This window comes from Burkholderia sp. BC1 (assembly GCF_052683555.1).
Window position 1 is genome coordinate 1 of sequence record NZ_JBQYLP010000087.1, and the last position, 18,892, is coordinate 18,892.

The 18,892-nt window shown below is 62.6% G+C and carries 18 protein-coding genes and 2 pseudogenes; 2 read left to right on the top strand and 18 right to left on the bottom strand.

The features are described from left to right. The 16 genes and pseudogenes from ACSHSS_RS26955 to ACSHSS_RS27030 all read right to left on the bottom strand — a co-directional run. Positions 1 to 670: pseudogene (locus ACSHSS_RS26955) on the bottom strand (hypothetical protein); the annotation flags it as partial. Positions 671 to 952: 282 nt separating this feature from the next. Next, the gene (leuD, locus tag ACSHSS_RS26960; protein WP_026437492.1) at positions 953 to 1,597 is read right to left on the bottom strand and encodes a 3-isopropylmalate dehydratase small subunit; all 645 of its coding nucleotides are present in this window, start codon (positions 1,595 to 1,597) and stop codon (positions 953 to 955) included. After that, on the bottom strand, positions 1,597 to 3,006 hold the full coding sequence (gene leuC / locus ACSHSS_RS26965) for a 3-isopropylmalate dehydratase large subunit (protein ID WP_048805399.1): 1,410 nt from the start codon (positions 3,004 to 3,006) through the stop codon (positions 1,597 to 1,599). The genes leuD and leuC overlap by 1 nt, the downstream gene beginning before the upstream one ends. After that, positions 3,006 to 4,016, bottom strand: coding sequence for a hydroxymethylglutaryl-CoA lyase (locus ACSHSS_RS26970; RefSeq protein ID WP_048806242.1), 1,011 nt, complete (start codon positions 4,014 to 4,016; stop codon positions 3,006 to 3,008). Before ACSHSS_RS26970 ends, leuC begins: the two co-directional genes overlap by 1 nt. A 10-nt stretch (positions 4,017 to 4,026) precedes the next feature. Next, positions 4,027 to 5,211, bottom strand: coding sequence for a CaiB/BaiF CoA transferase family protein (locus ACSHSS_RS26975; protein ID WP_048805398.1), 1,185 nt, complete (start codon positions 5,209 to 5,211; stop codon positions 4,027 to 4,029). 159 nt (positions 5,212 to 5,370) lie between these two features. After that, a protein-coding gene (locus tag ACSHSS_RS26980; protein WP_095423477.1) for an IS5 family transposase occupies positions 5,371 to 6,188 on the bottom strand; the annotation gives its coding sequence in 2 pieces (ribosomal slippage) (positions 5,371 to 5,840 and positions 5,840 to 6,188; 819 coding nt in all). Positions 6,189 to 6,345: 157 nt separating this feature from the next. Beyond that, positions 6,346 to 7,062 (bottom strand): ABC transporter ATP-binding protein, encoded by a 717-nt coding sequence (locus ACSHSS_RS26985; RefSeq protein ID WP_026437489.1) that lies wholly within the window; start codon positions 7,060 to 7,062, stop codon positions 6,346 to 6,348. Positions 7,063 to 7,079: 17 nt separating this feature from the next. Continuing rightward, complete coding sequence (locus ACSHSS_RS26990; RefSeq protein ID WP_026437488.1) at positions 7,080 to 7,829, bottom strand: ABC transporter ATP-binding protein; 750 nt, start codon at positions 7,827 to 7,829, stop codon at positions 7,080 to 7,082. Between the two features lies 1 nt (position 7,830). Continuing rightward, positions 7,831 to 8,847, bottom strand: coding sequence for a branched-chain amino acid ABC transporter permease (locus ACSHSS_RS26995; RefSeq protein WP_048805397.1), 1,017 nt, complete (start codon positions 8,845 to 8,847; stop codon positions 7,831 to 7,833). 2 nt (positions 8,848 to 8,849) lie between these two features. After that, on the bottom strand, positions 8,850 to 9,770 hold the full coding sequence (locus ACSHSS_RS27000) for a branched-chain amino acid ABC transporter permease (RefSeq protein WP_026437487.1): 921 nt from the start codon (positions 9,768 to 9,770) through the stop codon (positions 8,850 to 8,852). A gap of 10 nt (positions 9,771 to 9,780) precedes the next feature. Further along, the gene (locus ACSHSS_RS27005; protein ID WP_026437486.1) at positions 9,781 to 10,959 is read right to left on the bottom strand and encodes an ABC transporter substrate-binding protein; all 1,179 of its coding nucleotides are present in this window, start codon (positions 10,957 to 10,959) and stop codon (positions 9,781 to 9,783) included. 43 nt (positions 10,960 to 11,002) lie between these two features. Further along, complete coding sequence (gene gtdA / locus ACSHSS_RS27010) at positions 11,003 to 12,079, bottom strand: gentisate 1,2-dioxygenase (protein ID WP_048805396.1); 1,077 nt, start codon at positions 12,077 to 12,079, stop codon at positions 11,003 to 11,005. Further along, the gene (locus ACSHSS_RS27015) at positions 12,076 to 12,945 is read right to left on the bottom strand and encodes a fumarylacetoacetate hydrolase family protein (RefSeq protein WP_026437485.1); all 870 of its coding nucleotides are present in this window, start codon (positions 12,943 to 12,945) and stop codon (positions 12,076 to 12,078) included. The genes gtdA and ACSHSS_RS27015 overlap by 4 nt, the downstream gene beginning before the upstream one ends. A gap of 10 nt (positions 12,946 to 12,955) precedes the next feature. Further along, positions 12,956 to 13,276: a 2Fe-2S iron-sulfur cluster-binding protein gene (locus tag ACSHSS_RS27020; RefSeq protein ID WP_026437484.1), complete on the bottom strand. Its 321-nt coding sequence runs from the start codon at positions 13,274 to 13,276 to the stop codon at positions 12,956 to 12,958. Between the two features lie 18 nt (positions 13,277 to 13,294). Next, entirely contained in the window at positions 13,295 to 14,533 is a 1,239-nt protein-coding gene (locus ACSHSS_RS27025) for an NAD(P)/FAD-dependent oxidoreductase (RefSeq protein WP_026437483.1), read from the bottom strand. 7 nt (positions 14,534 to 14,540) lie between these two features. After that, positions 14,541 to 15,779 (bottom strand): cytochrome P450, encoded by a 1,239-nt coding sequence (locus ACSHSS_RS27030; protein ID WP_197719214.1) that lies wholly within the window; start codon positions 15,777 to 15,779, stop codon positions 14,541 to 14,543. Positions 15,780 to 15,811: 32 nt separating this feature from the next. Here ACSHSS_RS27030 and ACSHSS_RS27035 point away from each other — a divergent pair, with 32 nt between their 5' ends. Beyond that, positions 15,812 to 16,831, top strand: a complete 1,020-nt coding sequence (locus ACSHSS_RS27035; protein WP_080746172.1) for a LysR family transcriptional regulator — start codon at positions 15,812 to 15,814, stop codon at positions 16,829 to 16,831. Between the two features lie 75 nt (positions 16,832 to 16,906). Further along, positions 16,907 to 17,055 (top strand): annotated as a pseudogene (locus ACSHSS_RS27040) (IS5/IS1182 family transposase); the annotation flags it as partial. A gap of 13 nt (positions 17,056 to 17,068) precedes the next feature. On the opposite strand, the gene ACSHSS_RS27045 reads toward ACSHSS_RS27040, so the two are convergent. Further along, the gene (locus tag ACSHSS_RS27045) at positions 17,069 to 17,857 is read right to left on the bottom strand and encodes a citryl-CoA lyase (RefSeq protein WP_026437480.1); all 789 of its coding nucleotides are present in this window, start codon (positions 17,855 to 17,857) and stop codon (positions 17,069 to 17,071) included. Between the two features lie 27 nt (positions 17,858 to 17,884). Then, a complete protein-coding gene (locus tag ACSHSS_RS27050; protein ID WP_026437479.1) occupies positions 17,885 to 18,724 on the bottom strand; it encodes an HpcH/HpaI aldolase/citrate lyase family protein in 840 nt (279 codons plus the stop codon). Positions 18,725 to 18,892 lie beyond the last annotated feature (168 nt).

Below are 18,892 nucleotides of genomic sequence, written 5' to 3' on the forward strand. Positions count from 1 at the left end.
GGCCGACTTCGTCGTTCGAACGCGTCACGATCTGCCCCGTGAGGTCGCCCTGGGCAATCTGGCCCGCCAGCCGCAGCGCCTCCTCCAGCGGCCCGAGCACCGCTTTGCGGATAGCCCAAAAGGAGGCCAGCAGCACCAGACCGCCCAGCAGGTTGATGCTGAAGACAAGCGCCTTGATGAAGCCGACCGCCTCGGCCACCAGCGGGGCGAAACGGTCGGCGTTTTCCTGTACCACCGCCATGTCGGGCCGCAGCCGCTCGACCAGCGCCGGGCTCACGGTGCTGCCAGGCTCGAGCTCGATGATTTTCTTCATGCGCTCCAGATCGTCAATGCCCTTGCGCGGCAAGTCAATGACGTCATTGAAGCCGAGCAGGCGGAACAGCCCCTGTTCGACCTTGAACAACTCCACATCGACCTGCGCGGCAAGCCACTGCCCGTGCTCGATCGGCTTGAGCAGCAGGTCCTTGCCAACCGCCGGGGCCGTGTCACCCGAACTCGCCCGCTGCATGGCGAGCTCTATCTGCATGACCACGTTGAGATGGTCTCGCTCCAGGTGGTGGAAGCGCGCGGCCTTGCCGAGGAATCGCCCCCCCAGCATCACCAGCAGCGACACCGTGAGCACGGCGACTATGCCGAACAAGAATTTCTGGCGCAGGGTGAATTGGGGCATGGGTTGTGTTCCTTCAGTGGAAAGGGTACCTTCTGCACGATGAAACGAGCAGGCACGTCAGAAAGGTTGCCTGCCGGGCTGCCGACCAGGATCTTGATCGGTTTGGTGGGAAACTGTTCTGCCGAGTCCGCAGGCACCGTGATGACGACTGTCGCCAGTAAGACGGTTATGCTGGTAAGGTGCCGCAGCACATTGCGCACGAGCTCTGAACGAGCTCTGAATTTGAAGAACGATGGTCACGGTTGATCCTCTTGGGCTTGATGAATGAAATTGCCAGCTTTTTCAAGCCCCTCCAAATACCCATGGCTCCGCCAATTGCCGCCTAGCCTCGTAGCGGCGAATCTCCGCGTCATGCTCCAGCGTCAGGCTGATGTCGTCGATGCCGTTGAGCAGACAGCGTTTGCGAAACGGATCGAACTCGAAGCCGAGAGCAGGGCCGATCGGTGCTTCGATAGACTGTCTCTCGAGGTTGATGCGCAGGCGGTAACCAGGCTGGCTCTTTACCTGTTCGAACAGATACTGCACCTCAACCTCGGGCAGCACGATGGGCAACATGCCGTTCTTCAAGCAGTTGCCGTAGAAGATGTCGGCAAAGCTGGGGGCGATGAGCGCACGAATGCCATAGTCGTGCAGCGCCCACGGCGCGTGTTCGCGGCTGGAGCCGCAGCCGAAGTTCGCTCGCGCCAACAGGATGGAGGAACCTTGGTAGCGGGGCTGGTTCAGCACGAAAGCCGGGTTCGTCGGCCGCGCGGCGCAATCCTGCCCGGGCTCGCCCTTGTCCAAATAGCGCCATTCGTCGAACAGATTGCCCCCGAAGCCTGTGCGTCGTATCGACTTCATGAACTGCTTCGGGATGATGGCGTCCGTGTCGACGTTGGCGCGATTCAGCGGCACCACGATGCCGTCGAGAAACGTAAAAGGTTCCATCAGCTGAACTCCTTACGGACATCAACGAAGTGGCCCGCAACTGCGGCCGCCGCCGCCATTGCCGGACTCACGAGATGGCTACGCCCTCCCGCCCCCTGACGGCCCTCGAAATTGCGGTTCGAGGTGGAGGCACAGCGCTCTCCGGGCGCCAGCCGGTCTTCGTTCATACCCAAGCACATCGAACAGCCCGGTTCACGCCATTCGAAACCCGCGTCGGTGAACACGCGGTCAAGGCCTTCGGCTTCGGCCTGCGCCTTGACCAACCCCGAGCCCGGGACCGCGAGGGCTAGCTTGATCGTGGGAGCAATATGTCCGCCCTTCAGCACGGCGGCCGCAGCGCGCAGATCCTCGATGCGGGCATTGGTGCACGATCCGATGAACACCTTGTCCGGCTGAATGGCCTTGATTGGCATGCCCGGCTCGATTGCCATGTACGCCAGCGCATTGGCCATTCCGGAGCGCTTGACAGGGTCCGGTTCACGCGCAGGATCGGGCACCTGGCCGCCGATCGGCTGCACCATTTCGGGCGATGTACCCCAAGTCACCATGGGTTGCACAAGAGCCGCATCGATCTCAAGCGTTCTGTCGAAGTGCGCACCCTCGTCGCTGACCAGTGTGCGCCAGTACGCCACCGCCTGCTCCCATCGCTCGCCGCGCGGCGCGTACGGACGCCCTTTCAGGTAGTCGATCGTTTTTTGATCGACCGCGACCAATCCAACGCGAGCGCCTGCTTCGATCGCCATGTTGCACAAAGTCATTCGGCCTTCCATGGACAAGGCGCGAACCGCGCCACCGCCAAACTCGATGGCGTAGCCGGTTCCGCCTGCCGTGCCGATGCGGCCGATCACGTCCAAGATCAAGTCCTTGGCCGTTACGCCAGGCGCCAGTGCTCCCTCGATGCGCACGAGCATGGGCTTCATCGGGTTGACGGACAGGCACTGCGTCGCGAGCACATGTTCGACCTCGGAAGTACCGACACCAAAGGCCAGGGCGGCGAAGGCGCCATGCGTGCTGGTATGCGAGTCGCCGGCGACAACGGTCATTCCCGGCAAGGTTGCGCCCTGTTCCGGACCGACGACATGGATGATGCCCTGACGGGGGTCCGAGAGTCCGAACTCGGTGACACCGAACTCCTTGCAGTTGCGGCTGAGTTGTTCGACCTGGATACGCGACAAGGGATCTACGATGCCCACGGAGCGCGATGTCGTCGGCACGTTGTGGTCCGCGGTCGCCAGTACCGTTTGCGGACGCCACAGCCTGCGCTTGCCCATGCGCAACCCCTCAAACGCCTGCGGGCTGGTGACCTCGTAGACCAGATGGCGGTCCATGTACAGCAGCGGAGGGCCGGCCTCGGGCTCGTGCACCACATGCCGTTGCCACAGCTTTTCGAAAAGTGTCGCGGCGGCCATTACGTTCCCCTCAGGACCGGACTGGCCGGGCTTCCGGCAAGGCAACCCACGCCGGCCAGGCGCTGCTGCGGTTCGCGTGAGTGCACGCCATCCGGTACGGGATACCGCCGACTCGATGGACCCGCCTTCATGACCTGCCCGGGCACATCGTGGCCGACGATCTCAGGCATGCGGCGCGCCTGCGCCAGCAGCGCTTCCAGATTGACGCCGGTGCGATAGCCCATGGCCTCGAACATGTGAACCAAGTCTTCGGTGCAGACGTTCCCGCTGGCGCCCGGCGCGAAGGGACAGCCCCCCAGCCCGCCGAGGGAGGCATCGAAGCGGTCGATGCCGGCCTCGAGCGCCGCCAACGCATTCGCCAGTCCCATGGCACGGGTGTCATGAAAATGCGCCGTCAAGGTCAGTTGCGGCCAACCAGTCTTCACCGCCCGGCAGAGGCGCTCCACCTGCCCCGGATGGGCCATGCCGGTCGTATCGCACAGCGTCACGCGCGCGATGCCCAGCCCTGCGATGCGCTCTACGAGCGCCAGCAGGACCGCGTCCGGCACGTCACCTTCGAACGGACAGCCGAAGGCCGTGGACAACGAGGCGTTGACCTGCTTACGGCCGTCCACCAGCCTCACGATTTCGGCAAACTGCGCCAACGACTGCGCAGGGGTCATCCGCAGGTTGGCGGCGTTGTGTGTCTCACTCGCAGACATTACGAGATTCAGTTCGTCGACGCCGCAGTCGAGCGCGCGCTCAGCGCCGCGAATGTTGGGCACCAGTGCAGCGTATTCAACGCCGGGAATCCGTTCGATCCCTCGCATCACGGCTTCGGCATCCGCCAGCGCCGGGATGGCCTTGGGCGAGGTGAACGATGTGACCTCTATCTTGGCCAGTCCTGTGCGGCTCAAGCCATTGATCAGATCAATTTTCTGTTCGGTGGGCACGAAGCGAGACTCGATCTGGAATCCGTCGCGCACAGAAACTTCCTGGATGTACAGCCGCTGGCCGTTGGCCTTTTGCATGAGTTGCCCCTCAAACCACGCCATCGGCGCGCAGCCGGGCAAGCTCGTCAGCATCAATGCCCAGAGAGCCCAGCACTTCCTGCGTGTGCGCGCCGAGCTCGGGGCCGACCCATTTCGTGCGCCCGGGAGTCGCGCTCAACTTGGGCACGATGCCCGGAAAGTCGATTGGTGTGCTGTCGGGTAGCGCGTGGCGCTCGATCATGTCGCGCGCGTGGAAGTGCGGGTCTTCCGCGATGTCGGCTGCGGTGTAGATGCGCCCGCTGGGCACGTCGGCCGCCTCCAGGACCTTCAAGACCTCGTCAAGCGGGTGCAGTCCGGTCCAATCGGATATGGCCGCATCCAGCCGATCATTGTGTCTGACACGGCCGTCATTACGCGCCAACGCGGGGTCAGCGCCGAGATCGTCGCGCCCGATCGCGTGCATCAACCGCTTAAAGATGGCGTCGCCGTTGCCTGCGATAACCACGTAGTGGCCATCGCCACAACGGTAGGTATTCGATGGTGAAATGCCCGGGAGACTGGCGCCGGAGCGCTCCCGAACGAAGCCGAACTCCGCGTACTCTGGAATCAGGCTTTCCATCACCGCGAATACTGACTCGTACAACGCGACATCGATGAACTGACCCTTGCCCGCGTTGGCCTTGAGATGGTGCATCGCCACCAGGGCACCAATCGTGCCGTACAGCGAGGCCAGCGTGTCGCCCAAGCTTACACCCACCCGTACGGGCGGACGATCGGCAAATCCGGTCACGTGGCGCAGACCGCCCATGCACTCGGCGATGGCCGCAAAGCCCGGTCGCTGGCTGTACGGGCCCGATTGCCCGTAGCCGGAGATGCGGACCATGACAAGTTGCGGATTGAGGGCCGACAATTGCTCCCAGCCCAGCCCCCACTTCTCCAGCGTCCCGGGACGGAAATTCTCGATCACGATGTCGACTTCGCCGGCCAGGCGACGTACGATCTCGCGCGCCTCGTCGCGCTTGAGGTCGAGCGTGACCGACTTCTTGTTGCGACTTTGCGTGTACCACCACAGCGAGGTACCCTCGTGGAGCTTGCGCCATTTGCGCAACGGATCCCCGTCCTTCGGCGGCTCGATCTTGATCACTTCCGCGCCGAACTGAGCCAGCAGCGCGCTGGCGTAAGGCCCCGCTACCAGCGAGCCGAGTTCAAGTACCTTGACGCCCGCAAGCGGCATTACATCCGACGTAGGTTTGCTCTCATCGTTCTCCTGAGAGGTCGATTTTTTCTTCATGGTTGTGTCATCCGAACCGTCAGTTCGCTCAGCATCCTTCGAAAGGTTTGACCGTGCGCTGTCTTTACGGTGTGTATTCATGATTGCTCCTTAGAGACTGTTTCATAAAGGCTGTTCGGTGCGCTGAAGAGTGTTCCAGCAAATCAGGCAGCAACCGAGTTTGAGGAACGCGCCGTGAATGTCGGCACGACGCTCGAAGCGAATACGGAGTCGACGGAAGTGATGCAACCAGGCATGCGTGCGTTCAACGACCCAGCGATGTTTGCCAAGGCCGCTGCCGTGTTCGGTACGGCGCCTGGCAATCACTGGCTCGATACCGCGATTGCGCAATGCTCTTCGATGTCGCTCGGAGTCGTAACCGCGATCGGCGTAGACAACGCGCGGTCTCTGCAGTGGGTGGCCACGCAATCCGCGAATCGGCGGAATCGCGTCGATCAGCGGCAGCAATTGCGTGACGTCGTGGACGTTGGCGCCAGTCAGGATCGCGGCGAGCGGCGTGCCGTTGGCGTCGGTGACGATATGGTGCTTGGAACCGGGTCGTGCGCGATCAGTGGGGTTTGGCCCAGTTTTTGGCCCGCCCCAACAGCACGAATCGATGAAGAGTCGACAGCGGCTCGCGAGAAATCGATCTGGTCTGCCGCACGCAGCTTCGCGAGCAGCAACACGTGCAACCGGTCCCACACGCCAGCAGCTTGCCAGTCGCGAAGCCGTCGCCAACATGTCACGCCCGAGCCGCAACCCATCTCGGCGGGCAAGTCGCGCCAGCGCAGTCCGGTCTTGAGCACGAACAAGATTCCGGTCAGCGCGGCGCGATCCGATACCGGCAGACGGCCCGGGTTCTTCTTGCGTCGAGGCTTGGGTGGCGGTAGTAACGGCTTGATCAGTGTCCACAATTCGTCGTCAATGATCGGCTTGCCCATCTCCTCGGCCTCGGTTGTTCCGATGCCTGAGGTTAACAGCTCGCCGCGAAAGTTAACAGCCCCTCAGGGCCTTTATGAAACCGTCTCTTAGAACCCATCCCGAGTCGAAACTCCGTGGATGTGCAAGCGGGGAGCGCAGTCTTCATGGTCGCACTCATCAGCTCACTCCCAGGTATTGATGGATGACATCAGGCGTGCGGCGAAGTGCCTCGGACCCGCCCTGCCAAACAACGCAACCTTTTTGAATCACGTAGTGGTGATCTGCCAGATCAAGCAGTGCACCGACGTTCTTATCGATAACGATCTGCGAGAGTCCATTGGCCTTCAATTCGCCGAGCGCACGCCAGATCTCTTGGCGGATGAGAGGTGCCAGGCCCTCGGTGGCCTCGTCAAGCACGAGCAGGCGTGGGTTGGTCATCAGCGCGCGGCCAATCGCGAGCATCTGCTGTTCGCCGCCCGATAGCTGCGAGGCAAGGTTCCGCCGGCGCTCCCGGAGCCGGGGAAAGAGGTCGTAGACGCGGCTGAGCGTCCAATGTGGCAAGGGCGCCGACTCACCGACTCGGGCTGTCGCGACGAGGTTCTCCTCTACAGTGAGGTTCGGGAAGACCTGCCGGCCTTCGGGCACCAATGCGAGACCTTTGCGCGCCACGCGGTGGATGGGCAGTCGGTCGAGTCGAATGCCGTCAATCGACACCGTGCCGGCCGAGACGGGCAACAGCCCGAAGATGCACTTGACTGTCGTCGACCGACCCATGCCGTTGCGGCCGAGCAGCGTGACTACCTGCCCCTTTCGTACGTCAAAAGAGATGTCAAAGAGGGCTTGGGCGTGGCCGTAGGAGGCCTGCAGCCCAAGGACGGAGAAGAAAGTGCTCATATCGTTGTCCCGCGCCGTCAAACCGCTTCCTCGCCGAGATACACCGCGCGCACCTCGGGATGGCAGCGAATCTCGGCAGGGCTCCCAGTGAACATGACCTTGCCGTAGACGAGCACGGTGATGCGATCCGCGAGTACGAAGACCGCGTCCATGTCGTGCTCGATGAGAAGAATCGAGTAGCGTCGCTTGAACCGCTTCAGCAACGCAATCACTGAAGACGATTCCTGCGGGCTCATGCCCGCCATCGGTTCGTCGAGCAACAACAGCTTTGGACGGGCTGCGAGGCTCATCGCCAGCTCGAGCTGACGGCGCTCGCCGTAGCCCAGGTCGCCTGCACAGACATTGGCGCGGTCACCGAGACCAGCGGATTCGAGCGCTTCTTCCGCAGCGCCGCACGCCTCGGTGCGCGACAGCATGGGTCGCCACAACCGGAACGCGTGCTCGCGCGCGCCGAGGGCGGAAAGCACCGTGTTCTCGAGCACGGTGAACTCCTCGAAGACCGAAGTGATCTGATAGGAGCGCACCAGACCCGCGCGGGCTCGCTCGTGGCAGGGCAGGTTGGTGATGTCGCGGCCACCAAACATGATGCGTCCGCTGTTCGAAGCCAGTTCGCCAGAGAGTTGGTTGATCAGGGTGGTCTTGCCCGCGCCGTTGGGGCCGATCACCGCGTGGATCTCACCATCCTCGACGTCCAGAGAGACGGCGTCTGTCACCAACAGGCCGCCGTAGCGCTTGACCAGAGACTCGGTCTGAAGCATGGTGGCCATGTCAACCCTCCCCGCCGTTTGCGTGCGTCGCCCTTGTGGGTTTCGCAGGTACGGGGGCTGGCCGCGCGGCGGCGTGGTCGAGCTTCTGCAGCAGGCCGATGATGCCGGATTTGCCTGCCAGGGCAATCAACAGGATCATGGGGCCCAGGACGACCATGGAGTGGTCGGTGTACCCCTTGATGATCTCCTCAAGCCCTAGCAGCACGAAGGCACCGAGCAAAGGGCCGAAGACGGTGCCCATGCCGCCCAGCACGACGATGACTATGAGTTCGCCCGACACGGTCCATGCCATCGTGCTCGGCGAAGCGAAGGCGTTCAGGTTGGCAAGCAGGAAACCTGCCAAGCCGCACAGCATCCCGGACATCACGTAAGCCGTGAGCTGATACTGCGAGACCGGGAGTCCGACAGTGGCGACGCGACGAGGGTTTTGTCGCGCGGCGCGCAGCACCATTCCGAAGGGTGCTGCGCGCAATTGAGCGAGGCACCAGGTCGCAAGTGCCAGCACCAAGAAGGCGCAAGCGTATACAGCGCCGGTGTCGCCAAGGTTCAGCGGCCCAAATCGACTGGCTTGGGCTATCGAGAGGCCGTCATCACCGCCGTAGCGTTTCAGGCTCACGAAGAGGAAGAAGCCCATCTGAGCAAAGGCAAGCGTGATCATGATGAACGCTATGCCGGAGGTGCGCAAGCTTATCGCGCCGGTCACCGCCGCGGCAACACCGCATACTCCAAACACGAGGATCAAGTGGACCCAGCCGTTGTCGATTCCGTGAAAGACCGGCAGCGCGACGCCGTATGCGCCTATGCCAAAGAAGAGCGCATGGCCGAAGCTGACCAGCCCGCCATAGCCCAGCACGAGGTTCAGCGCGCTTGCCGCGATTGCATAGATGATGATCCGCGCGAACAGCGCAATATAGAAGGGCTCGCCGATCGCCTGCGCGATGAAGGGCACCAGGGCCAGCACTGCGAAAAGGACGAGCGGCACCAGTGCGCTCGGTCGAGCCAGAGGATGTTGCAACATGGTCAGCCCCCCTTGGAAGGGAAGAGGCCTTGCGGGCGCCAGGCGAGCACTGCGGCCATGAGCACGTAAATGAGCATCGATGCAAGTGCTGGCCCTGCGGCGTCAGCGAAAGAGCGCTCGGTCACGAGGCGCAAAACGCTTGGCAGGAACGCGCGCCCGAGTGTGTCGACTGTGCCCACGATGAGTGCCGAATAGAATGCGCCGCCGACCGATCCAATCCCCCCGATGACGATCACGACAAGTGTCGTTATCAGCACCGGCTCGCCCATGCCGGACTGCACGGACAGGATCGGGCCGGCCATCACACCCGCTAGACCCGCGAGCATGGCGCCGAGTCCGAACAGCATGGCGTTGAGCAGCTTGATGTTCACGCCGAGCGCCGCGACCATTTTGGGGTTCACTGTGCCGGCGCGGATCAACATGCCGATTCGCGTCTTGTGGATCAGAAGGTAGGCGCCGACCGCAACCGAAACGCCAACCACAATGATTGCGAAGCGATAGGCCGGATAGGAAAAACCGAACAGGTTGATCGTACGGTCGAGTGTTTCGGGGACCTGCGTGAAATAGGGTTGTGCGCCCCAGATGATCTGCACGATTTCGTTGAAGAAGAGTACCAGGCCGAAGGTGGCCAGAACATGGTCTAGGTGGTCACGCAGATAGAGCCGCGAGACGGCCACCCACTCGAGCACAAGGCCCAGGAGAAGTGTGCCGGCCAACCCTGCGATCAGACCCAGCGCGAACGAGCCCGTCGCGTTGTATACGGTCGCAGAGAAGTAGGCGCCCAACATGTAAAGCGAACCGTGGGCCAAATTAACGAAACTCATGATTCCGAACACGAGCGTGAGTCCGGCAGCCAGCAGGAAGAGCAGGACGCCGTACTGCAACCCATTGAGCAACTGCGCGAGCAGCAGGTTTACACTCATCGCATCACTCCTACTTCAGTGGGCACTGCTGGTGGTACGCATCCTTGTGATTGCGCAAGGGAAACGTCAGCGTCCGCATGCTGACGCGGCCTTTTGCATCCTTCGCGATCTCGAAAACGGGTATGTCCTGGATCGGGAAGTTGTTGTTGTTGAACCGAAACGCTCCTCGTACTGATTTGAAATCCGCGTTCTTGAGGGCCGCCATGAATGCCGGTTTATCGGCTACGTCGCCTCGCACCTTGGCGATTGCCGCGTCGAGCAGCATGGCGGCGTCGTAGCTTTGCGCCGCGTACTGCGATGGGATGCGCTTGTAGCTGGCCTCGAACTCCTCGACAAAGCGCCGGCTTTCGGCGTTGTCGAAATCGGGCCCCCAGAACGAGCCGGAGATCGCGCCGAGCGCAGTGTCGCGCAGCGCTGGCAGAGTTGCCCCGTCGGTGGTGCCCGTGGACAGCAAAGGTATCTTGCCCATGAGGCCCGCCTGTTGGTACTGGCGTACGAAGTTGACGCCGAGTCCGCCTGGGTAGAACACGAACACGGCATCGGGCCGAATAGCTTCAAGCTTCGTGAGTTCGGCCGAGAAGTCCAGCTGGTTCAGCGGCGTATAGACTTCGTCGGCAAGTTCAGATTTGTAAAAGCGCTTGAAGCCGGCGATGTAGTCCTTGCCGGCCTGGTAGTTAGGTGCCAGCGCGACGACCCGCTTGTAGCCCTTGTCGGCGGCATATTTGCCCACCACCTCCGACAACATATCGTTCTGCCACGAGACTATGAATTGATAGGGCGAACACTGCGCGCCAGCGATGGGCGCTGGTCCCGCATTGGAGCCGACCAAGAAGACGCCCTTTTCGGTGATGGGTTTGTGGACGGCCATCATGATGTTCGAGAAGGTGATGCCGGTGATGATCGACACCTTGTCTTTATCGATCAGCTTGCGCGTGGCCTGCACCGCCACGTCGGGTTTGAGTTGCGAATCCTCCTTGAACAACTCCACCGGCACGCCGCCAAGCTTCCCGCCGTTGCGCTGCACGACCATCATGAATCCGTCATATTGGTCTTGCCCCAGCGCACTTTGTGGGCCCGACAGTTCGGCCAGGAAGCCGATCTTGATGGGAGTTTGTGCTTGCAGGGAGGGGCCGACGGCCAGGCTGGCGCATAGCAGCACGGTCTTGACCGAAGTCATCGTGAAAGTCATTTGGTGTCTCCTGGTGTGTTTGTGTTGGTGGTTCGATCAAGAATCAAAACCGCTCGCGCCAGAGGTCCAGCGCCTCCTGGACGGGACGATCCGAGAAACTAAAGAGCACGGTATCGGCCGATGCCTCCAGCCGGTAAGGCAGCCAGGAGGGGCAGACGAACACGTCCTTCGGTCCGAACGTCAGCACCTTGTCACCGGCCACACAGCGGCCAGAGCCCTCCACTACGGTATAGACCGTGGCGTCCGTGGCGCGATAGGATTCGCCCACGAAGCCTGCGGGCAGCAGCTGCATAAAGGTGCCAATGGTGGGCATCGCCCAGTCGCCCGTCACCGGGTTGGTGTATTGCAACTTGTGACCCCAGCACGGGTGCGGTGCTTCGCTGCGGCGCAGCGTCTCCAACGCCCCTCGCGTGCGTTCGTAGGGATACCAGAACAGCGGTGACGTGCGTGTCCGGCTCTTATAGCCTACAGGCTTCATCGTGTTGCCGAAGCGGGACAGCGTGAGGCCCGCCTCGCGGTCAACCGCCTGCACGGTGGTGCGCGGGCCGTCCTCACGGAACTGGGCATCAAGCAACTCTACAATAGGCAGATCGAGTCCATCCATCCATACCATCGGCTCGCCACTGTCGTTGCCGTGCTCGTGGAATGTCCACGATGGCGTGATCACAAAATCGCCTACGTTCATCGTGACGCGCTCGCCATCCACGGACGTGTAGGCACCCGCGCCGTGCATGATAAAACGCAGGGCCGATTGCGAGTGACGGTGCGACGGTGCGATCTCGCCCGGTAGGATGAACTGCAGACCGGCATAGAGGCTGTGCGTGATGCGCGTTTTTCCGCGAAGGCCTGGGTTTTCCAGCACGAGTACGCGGCGTTCCGCTTCCAGGGCTGAAATCAACTGGCCGCTTTCCTGCAGCCACGGCCAAACTTGCTTCCATTGCCACAGGTGGGGCAAGCACGGCGTGATCGGCTCCTTGGTGACGATGTCATGCAGAACTTCCCACAGCGGCGTGCAATGGGCCCGTCCGATGCGTTCGTAGAAGGCCTCGCGCTGGGTAGCGACGTCGGCTGTTGCTGCGCCGCCTGCATAAGCAGACGTCGGGAGGTTTAGTGTGTTCACGTGTCTCTCCTGGCGTTGCGGACGTCGACCGTCATGCGACCGATGCCTTCGATATCGACCGTGATCACGTCACCGTGCACCACCGGCCCAACGCCTTCGGGCGTGCCGGTGAACAGCAGATCACCTGGTTGCAACGTGTAATAGGACGAGGCCATTTCGATCAACGCTGGGATGTCCAGCACGAGATCGCGCGTGTTGGCCTTTTGGCGCGGCTCGCCTTGGACAGTGAGCCAGAAATCGAGCGCCTGCGGGTCGTCAATCTCGTCAGCAGTGACGAGCCAGGGCCCCACCACGGAATACGTGTCGATGGACTTGCGCAGACTGCGCTCCTGCGGGCCGCGAACTGTCATGTCCAGGCCGATCATGTAGGCCGCAATGTGATCGAACGCGTGCTCGCGCGGAATGTTGCGTCCGGCCTTGCCAATGACAGCGACGAGTTCGGCCTCGTGGTCGTTTCGGCGGTCAGGATGCTGGATCTCGATGCCGTGACCCGGCCCCACAACGGAGCTTGTCGCCTTGAGGAAGAGTCCGATCTTCTGGATTTCGGCGACCTGGCCGTTGTGGTGGATCTCGGCCTGCTCGCGGGCTTCTTCGAGATGCTTTTTGTAGTTGACGGGCGCCGCGATGACTTTCCCGGGATTCGCAACCGGAGCCAGCAGCCGGCGCCCCGCGAGCGGCAGCGTGGGCGACGACGGGGCGATTCGGCGAATTGCTTGGAGTACCTCGGGCAGGTGCGCGATCAGGGGATCGAAAATGGGCAGCGGATAGCGGTGATTTGGCAGAACGTCGAGCGCGGCAGTGACGTCGCGCACTGTGTCCCCGTCTACCAAGCCCAGGCGGTCGTTATCGAAGCGGCAAATCTTCATGGGATGTGTGTCAATGTTGCGATTCAGGAATAGACATCGAAAGGCCGTCGATCTCGGGGCCAACGATGAGACGACAGCTCAGACGGCTGGTGGGCTTGACCATGACCGCGAAATCAAGCATCTTGATTTCAAGTTCTGTTTTGGCCGGCAGACGTTCGGTCCACGCTTCGTCAACGTAGACATGGCAGGTGGCGCAGGCGCAGGCGCCGCCGCACTCGGCGTCGATGCCCGGCACATTCGCGGCTACGGCAGCCTCCATCACCGAAGCGCCGTCCTTGGCCTGCAACTCAATGGTCTCGCCCTCGGCCGTTTGAAAGTAAAGAGTCGTCATGTGAGTGGATGATCCTTGTCAAGTTTGAGTAACGAGCTCGCGCAGCGACACACGGTCGTCGCACAGGGTCGCGCGTTCGATGAAACGGCCGCTGCGGATGAGCTGTCGAGCGGCCATGAAGTCTTCCGGCGCGTCAAGTGTCTCGACCGCGGTGACGCGCCCATCCCGAAGGTGCCAAGCCGCAAACGCCAACCGCTTTTCTGCGACGGATCGAAGAATGATCTCGTCGCCGGCAGCCGAGCGGCCTGCTACTTGGATCCGGCAGCCGAACTGATCCGACCAGAACCATGGCACCGGGGCTGGGGGAATCGGCTTGCCGGCCAATACAGCGGCAGCGCACTTGGCCTGATCCGTCGCGTTTTGCACGGATTCCAGCCTTATCGGAGGCTCGCCATCACCAAGAACCTGCTCGGTGCAGTCACCGATGGCCCAGACATGCGGATCACTCGTACGGCACGCAGCGTCGATGCGTATTCCTTGCCCACATGCAATTCCTGCCTGCTGCGCCAGTTCAATGCGCGGCGCGGCGCCTATACCCACCACGAGCGCATCGGCGGTGAAGCTTTCGTCGGTGGTCGTCAAACGGACAGGGTTCCTGGCATTGGTCGCAGCGGAGACCTCGACGGCCCGCACGGTGGCCCCCAGGCACAGCCGCACGCCATGCTGCGCGTGCAGCCGCTGCACGGCCACAGACATGGCTGTCCCGACCGACCGCTGGAGCACGCGTGGAGCGGCTTCGAAGACAGCTACCTCAATGCCCCGCTGCGCCGCTGATGCCGCCACCTCCAGTCCAACATAACCCGCACCGAGCACGGCAAGTCGCCGCACGTTCGTGAGCCGCTCGCCGAGGGCCTGCGCATCGTCCCAACTCCTCAGTGTGAACACGTGTGGCGAAACGTCGGCCAAGCCCGGCCAGCGACGCGCGCGCGCACCCGTCGCCAGCACCAAGTGCTCATATTCGATAGCCTGACCATCGTCGAGTCGCAGAACGCGCGCGGCGCGGTCCAGTTCGATAGCGCGGCGGCCGAGAATCTGCCGGCACCGCTGCGAATCGTAGAAGGACGTGGGCCGCAGCAACAGATCCGCCAAGGTCGCTCCGCGGCGCAAACAGTCCTTGCTCAAAGGCGGCCGCTGGTACGGCAAATAAGGCTCGGCCCCCACGAGGGTCAGCGGCTCGGCATGGCCCAGCTGCCGCAGCGATGCGATCAACTGGCAGGCTGCCTGCCCTGCGCCCACCACCACTATCCCGGCACTCATGGCGCAGTCAATAGAGTCGCACGCGCATCGACTGGATGCCGCGGAACCGCGCGCTTCGGGCGAAGACGGGCTCATCGATGAGCTGCATGCTCGGGAAGTGCCGTGCGAGCGCCGGCAATGCCTCGGCCGCCTCCATGCGGGCGAGCGGTCGGCCGAGGCACACATGGATACCCGCACCGAAGGCCAAGTGGGCGTTGGGTTGCCGCGTGAGTTGCAGGCGGTCCGGATCGGCGAACACACGCTCGTCGCGATTGGCGGACACTTGCGCGAAGATGACTTCAGTGTCGGCAGGGATCGTCCCAGAAGGCACCTGTACCTCTTGCGTCGTGCGCCGCCCCTGCAACTGCAGCGGCGTGGTGTAGCGCAGGCACTCCTCCACCCCCGGGCCAATGACGGACGGCTCCTTGGCCAGCAGGGCCATTTGGTCGGGATGCTTCATCAATGCCAGAGTAGAAAGCCCGATCAGGTTGGTCGTGGTCTCGTGCCCTCCATTGAGAACGAGGATGCACATGTGTGCCATTTCCACTTCACTGATTGGCGGGTTGCCGCGCTTCTCGGCGGCGACCAGTGCACTGATAATGTTCGTCGGCATGTCTTCCACTGGCTGTCGGCGCCAATAGTTAAAGTGCTCGGACAGGTAGTCTTTGAACTTGCGAGTCGCTTCGTGGCCGGCGGCGATCGCTTCGGCGCTGACGGCTGGATTGAGGGGAAACAGTACCTGCGCGCCGAGGTCCCGGATCAATGGGCCGTCGCTGCGCGGCACACCGAAGATGTCGCAGATCACTTGGATCGGGATACGTGACGAGAACTCGGCGACGAAGTCGATCTCGCGCTTCTCGCGCACCTCCTCGATGAGCCGTTCGACGATCTCTCGAACCGCCGTGCGCAGCCGCTCTATCGATGACGGCGTGAAGAACGGATTGACGATGTCGCGCAACCGGTCGTGATCGGGCGGGTCGCGGAACAGCATCGACGAGGTGTGATGCTCAAGAAGCGGCCCCTCGCCGAACTTCTTCGCATAGGCTTCGGCGCGGTTCACCCGACCGCTCAGGTCGCGCCACACCGCCTTGACGTCGTCGTAGCGCGTCAGCAATACCGAGCCATCGCTGTTCCAGAGAAGCGGTTCGTTATCACGCAAGGCTTTATAGAACGGGGCCGGGTCGCGGTAATACGCGTCCGGCAGGTTGAATAGGTCGAACCTGCTACCGGGCGCAGTGGGTCTGGCCATCATTTCAGTTGTACTCATCGTAGTCTCCTGGCATCTGCAGCGTCTGTCGCATGCTGATTGGAAGCAGTGTAGGATTCGTTGCTTTATCCGCCAATACAATACGAAGAATTTCAAGTATTGTTTCTACAGATGAGGATGCTTTTGCTGGGCTTATGACCAAGACCTTCGACTTGAATCTGCTGTCTCTTTTGGTCGCTTTGGACGACTGCCGCAGCGTTACCCGCGCCGCGCTGCGTTTAGGCATGAGTCAGCCGGGCCTCAGTACGGCGCTCGGGCGCCTTCGTAAGCACTTCGACGACCCGATGTTCGTTCGCACTCCGGAAGGTATGCAGCCGACTCCACGCGGTGTGGCAGCAGCAAAGGAGGCTCGCCACATCCTGCAGCGCGTCTATGAGAACGTACTGGACGCCCCGCGATTCACGCCGGCCGAGACGACCACGGAGTTTTGCCTAGCGATGCCAGACGTGGCCGAAATGATCTTTGCGCCAGGGCTCATCCAAGCCTTGCAGCAGCTAACACCTCATGCCTCAATGCGCACCTCTTCGTACGATCCGCAAAGTCTGGAACAGGCTATGGAGTCGGGGCAGGTGGACATTGCGCTCGGCTATTTTCCTGACCTCAAAAGCAACCGCTTTTTCAAGCAGCGGCTGAGGATGCACGGCTTCTCATGCATGCTGCGCAAAGGACATCCTGCGGCTCAACAAATGAGCAAGTCCAGGTACTCGGAACTCGACCACGTGCTGGTCGATACACCGATCAGGAGTCAGGAACTCGTGGACAATTTTCTGGATCGTCGCGGCGTTGTCCGGAGAATTCGCATGCGCACCACGCACTATCTCACACTTCCAGCAATTGTTGCCGCCACGGATCTTGTCGCGACAGTCCCGACCGCAGTCGGCGCACACTTTGCAAAGCTTGGTCAGGTTGAACTCGTCCCTCCGCCCTACGACATCCCTCAATTTCCGATCCAGCAACATTGGCACCGTCGCTATGACAAGGACCCCCGTCATCGTTGGTTCAGAGACAGAATCGCCGCGCTGTTCGGGCCGGGATCTAACTTTTTTTTGTGAAAGGGTTTTGTTGAACAAATCCCCAGCCCAAGGCAGGTACACCGTCCACGTTGAATCCGCTTGATCTGTGGTTGAGTGTCACTTCAGCCCAATCGAGTCCAGCCCCACGACAAGACCACCAACTGGAGCGAGTACAACGCCGCATTCAAATCCCGAGAGTCACTGACCATCTTGCTGGACCGTGGCATGCAGTGGTACGCCCCACGCAGGGCAAGCGCGGCCGCTAGCCGCGGCGCTTCAGGCGCCTTGTGGCCTGATGTGCTGGGTGGCCTCGTCTTCGACACGTTGCCAGATCTCGACCGCGATCGGGTTGTGGCTCTCTTCGAGGATATGGCCCACCAGCCCGATGGCGCGCGCGAAGACGCCGATGCCGCGCACGATTTTCCATGGCAGCCCGAGTTCGCAGCTGATGGCGCCGATGGCGCCGGTCGCATTGACGGGAAGCGACTTGCCAGCGACGCGTTCGGCCTCGGCGCAGATCAGTTGTTCGAGCCGGATGTAGTCCCCAGAAAAGCCGTTGTCGGCGGCGATCTGGAACAGGCGCGGGGCACGCGGATCGACCGGCTTGTGCAAGGGATGGCCGAGCCCGGGAATGATCTGGCCGCGGGCACGAAAGGCGGCCACGGTGTCGCGGGCGATGCGTTCCAGATCGGCGCCCTGGGTGCCCGGCGGAAGTGCCTCGTACAGCATTTTGGCGGTGCCTTCGGTGCTGCCGACGAACACGCTGCCCAGGCCGCACAAGCCGGCCGCCACCGCCGCCTGCAGCGATTCGGGCGCACCGGCGTAGGTCAGACGCGCGGCCAATGCGCTCGGCGTGATGCCGTGCTCGACCAGCGTCACCGCAATGGCGTTGAACACGTTTGATTCCTGCGGCGTCGGCATGCGCCCGAGGATCTGCAGGAAGGCCATGTCACCCAGGTTGAGATGGCCGAGGATCTCGTCGGGCAGGCTCTTGCCGTGCACTTCGATGCGGTCGGGGGTGCTCCAGGCGATGTCGGAGCGGATGGGCTTGTTTTTGCGGGCCATGAGGGGCTCCAGTCGGGTCAATGAAAATCAGGCTTTCAAGCCGGCGCTGCGCAGCACGGCGCGCGCGCGCTGGACCACCGGCAGGTCCACCATCTGGCCGTCCACGGCCACGGCGGCGCCGCCAGCCGATGCAAATGCTTCGCAGACGCGGCGCGCCCAGTCCAGCCGCTCGGGGGTGGGCGTGAACACCGCCTGAACGGCAAGCACCTGCTTCGGGTGGATGCACAGCTTGGCGCCAAAGCCGAGTCGCCGCGCGCGTTCGGTGTCGGCCTGCAAGCGGTGCAGGTCGTCGATCGCGGTGCTGACGCCATCGACCGGCGCGGCCAGCCCGGCCAGCCGCGAAGCCAGCACCATTTGGGAGCGGAAAGCCAGCAGCTCGGTCTCCCCGCCATCGGGCGCGCAGTCGATGCCCAGATCGAGCGCCAGATCGACGCTTCCAAAAGTCAGGCGAATCACGCCCGGCACGCGCGCAATGCTGTGCATGTCCTGCAGACCGCGCGCCGACTCGATGATCGGCAACACGTCCTTGTAGGTGGCCTCGACCACGGTGCAGGCGGCGTCGATGCCCTCGGCCTTGGGCAGCATCACCGCCGCCACGCCAGGATGACGACACAGTTCGAGGTCGTCCTCAAACCAGGGGGTGCCAGCGGCATTGATGCGAACCACCAGCGGCGTGGCTTCGTCCAGTTGCGCCGCCAGCGCCTCGCGCGCGCGCACCTTGGCCTCGGGGGGCACGGCGTCTTCCAGATCGACGATGACCACGTCCGCTCCGCTGGCACGGGCTTTGGCATGGCGCTCGGGTCGATCGGCGGGCACGAAGAGGTAGGCGCGTGGCACGGCGCGCGGGGCGGCGGTGTTGGCTGTCATGCGCGCGCTTCCAGCCAGCGGCCCATGCGCGGCGCCTCGGCCACGGTCCAGACGCGCGCGATCAGCGCCTCCATTTCTTGCGGCGTGGCGCCCTTGCCGTAGGCCGCCAGGCGCTGTGCTGCGTATTTCGGTGAACGTGATCAGCGATTTCGGATGAAGGTGATCACC

Coding starts and splice junctions, on each gene's coding strand:
- leuD (WP_026437492.1), bottom strand. CDS start 1,597: ATGGAACCTTTTACGTTTCTCGACGGCATCGTGGTGCCGCTGAATCGC.
- leuC (WP_048805399.1), bottom strand. CDS start 3,006: ATGGCCGCCGCGACACTTTTCGAAAAGCTGTGGCAACGGCATGTGGTG.
- ACSHSS_RS26970 (WP_048806242.1), bottom strand. CDS start 4,016: ATGCAAAAGGCCAACGGCCAGCGGCTGTACATCCAGGAAGTTTCTGTG.
- ACSHSS_RS26975 (WP_048805398.1), bottom strand. CDS start 5,211: ATGCCGCTTGCGGGCGTCAAGGTACTTGAACTCGGCTCGCTGGTAGCG.
- ACSHSS_RS26985 (WP_026437489.1), bottom strand. CDS start 7,062: ATGAGCACTTTCTTCTCCGTCCTTGGGCTGCAGGCCTCCTACGGCCAC.
- ACSHSS_RS26990 (WP_026437488.1), bottom strand. CDS start 7,829: ATGGCCACCATGCTTCAGACCGAGTCTCTGGTCAAGCGCTACGGCGGC.
- ACSHSS_RS26995 (WP_048805397.1), bottom strand. CDS start 8,847: ATGTTGCAACATCCTCTGGCTCGACCGAGCGCACTGGTGCCGCTCGTC.
- ACSHSS_RS27000 (WP_026437487.1), bottom strand. CDS start 9,770: ATGAGTGTAAACCTGCTGCTCGCGCAGTTGCTCAATGGGTTGCAGTAC.
- ACSHSS_RS27005 (WP_026437486.1), bottom strand. CDS start 10,959: ATGACTTTCACGATGACTTCGGTCAAGACCGTGCTGCTATGCGCCAGC.
- ACSHSS_RS27015 (WP_026437485.1), bottom strand. CDS start 12,945: ATGAAGATTTGCCGCTTCGATAACGACCGCCTGGGCTTGGTAGACGGG.
- ACSHSS_RS27020 (WP_026437484.1), bottom strand. CDS start 13,276: ATGACGACTCTTTACTTTCAAACGGCCGAGGGCGAGACCATTGAGTTG.
- ACSHSS_RS27025 (WP_026437483.1), bottom strand. CDS start 14,533: ATGAGTGCCGGGATAGTGGTGGTGGGCGCAGGGCAGGCAGCCTGCCAG.
- ACSHSS_RS27030 (WP_197719214.1), bottom strand. CDS start 15,779: ATGAGTACAACTGAAATGATGGCCAGACCCACTGCGCCCGGTAGCAGG.
- ACSHSS_RS27035 (WP_080746172.1), top strand. CDS start 15,812: ATGCTGATTGGAAGCAGTGTAGGATTCGTTGCTTTATCCGCCAATACA.
- ACSHSS_RS27045 (WP_026437480.1), bottom strand. CDS start 17,857: ATGGCCCGCAAAAACAAGCCCATCCGCTCCGACATCGCCTGGAGCACC.
- ACSHSS_RS27050 (WP_026437479.1), bottom strand. CDS start 18,724: ATGACAGCCAACACCGCCGCCCCGCGCGCCGTGCCACGCGCCTACCTC.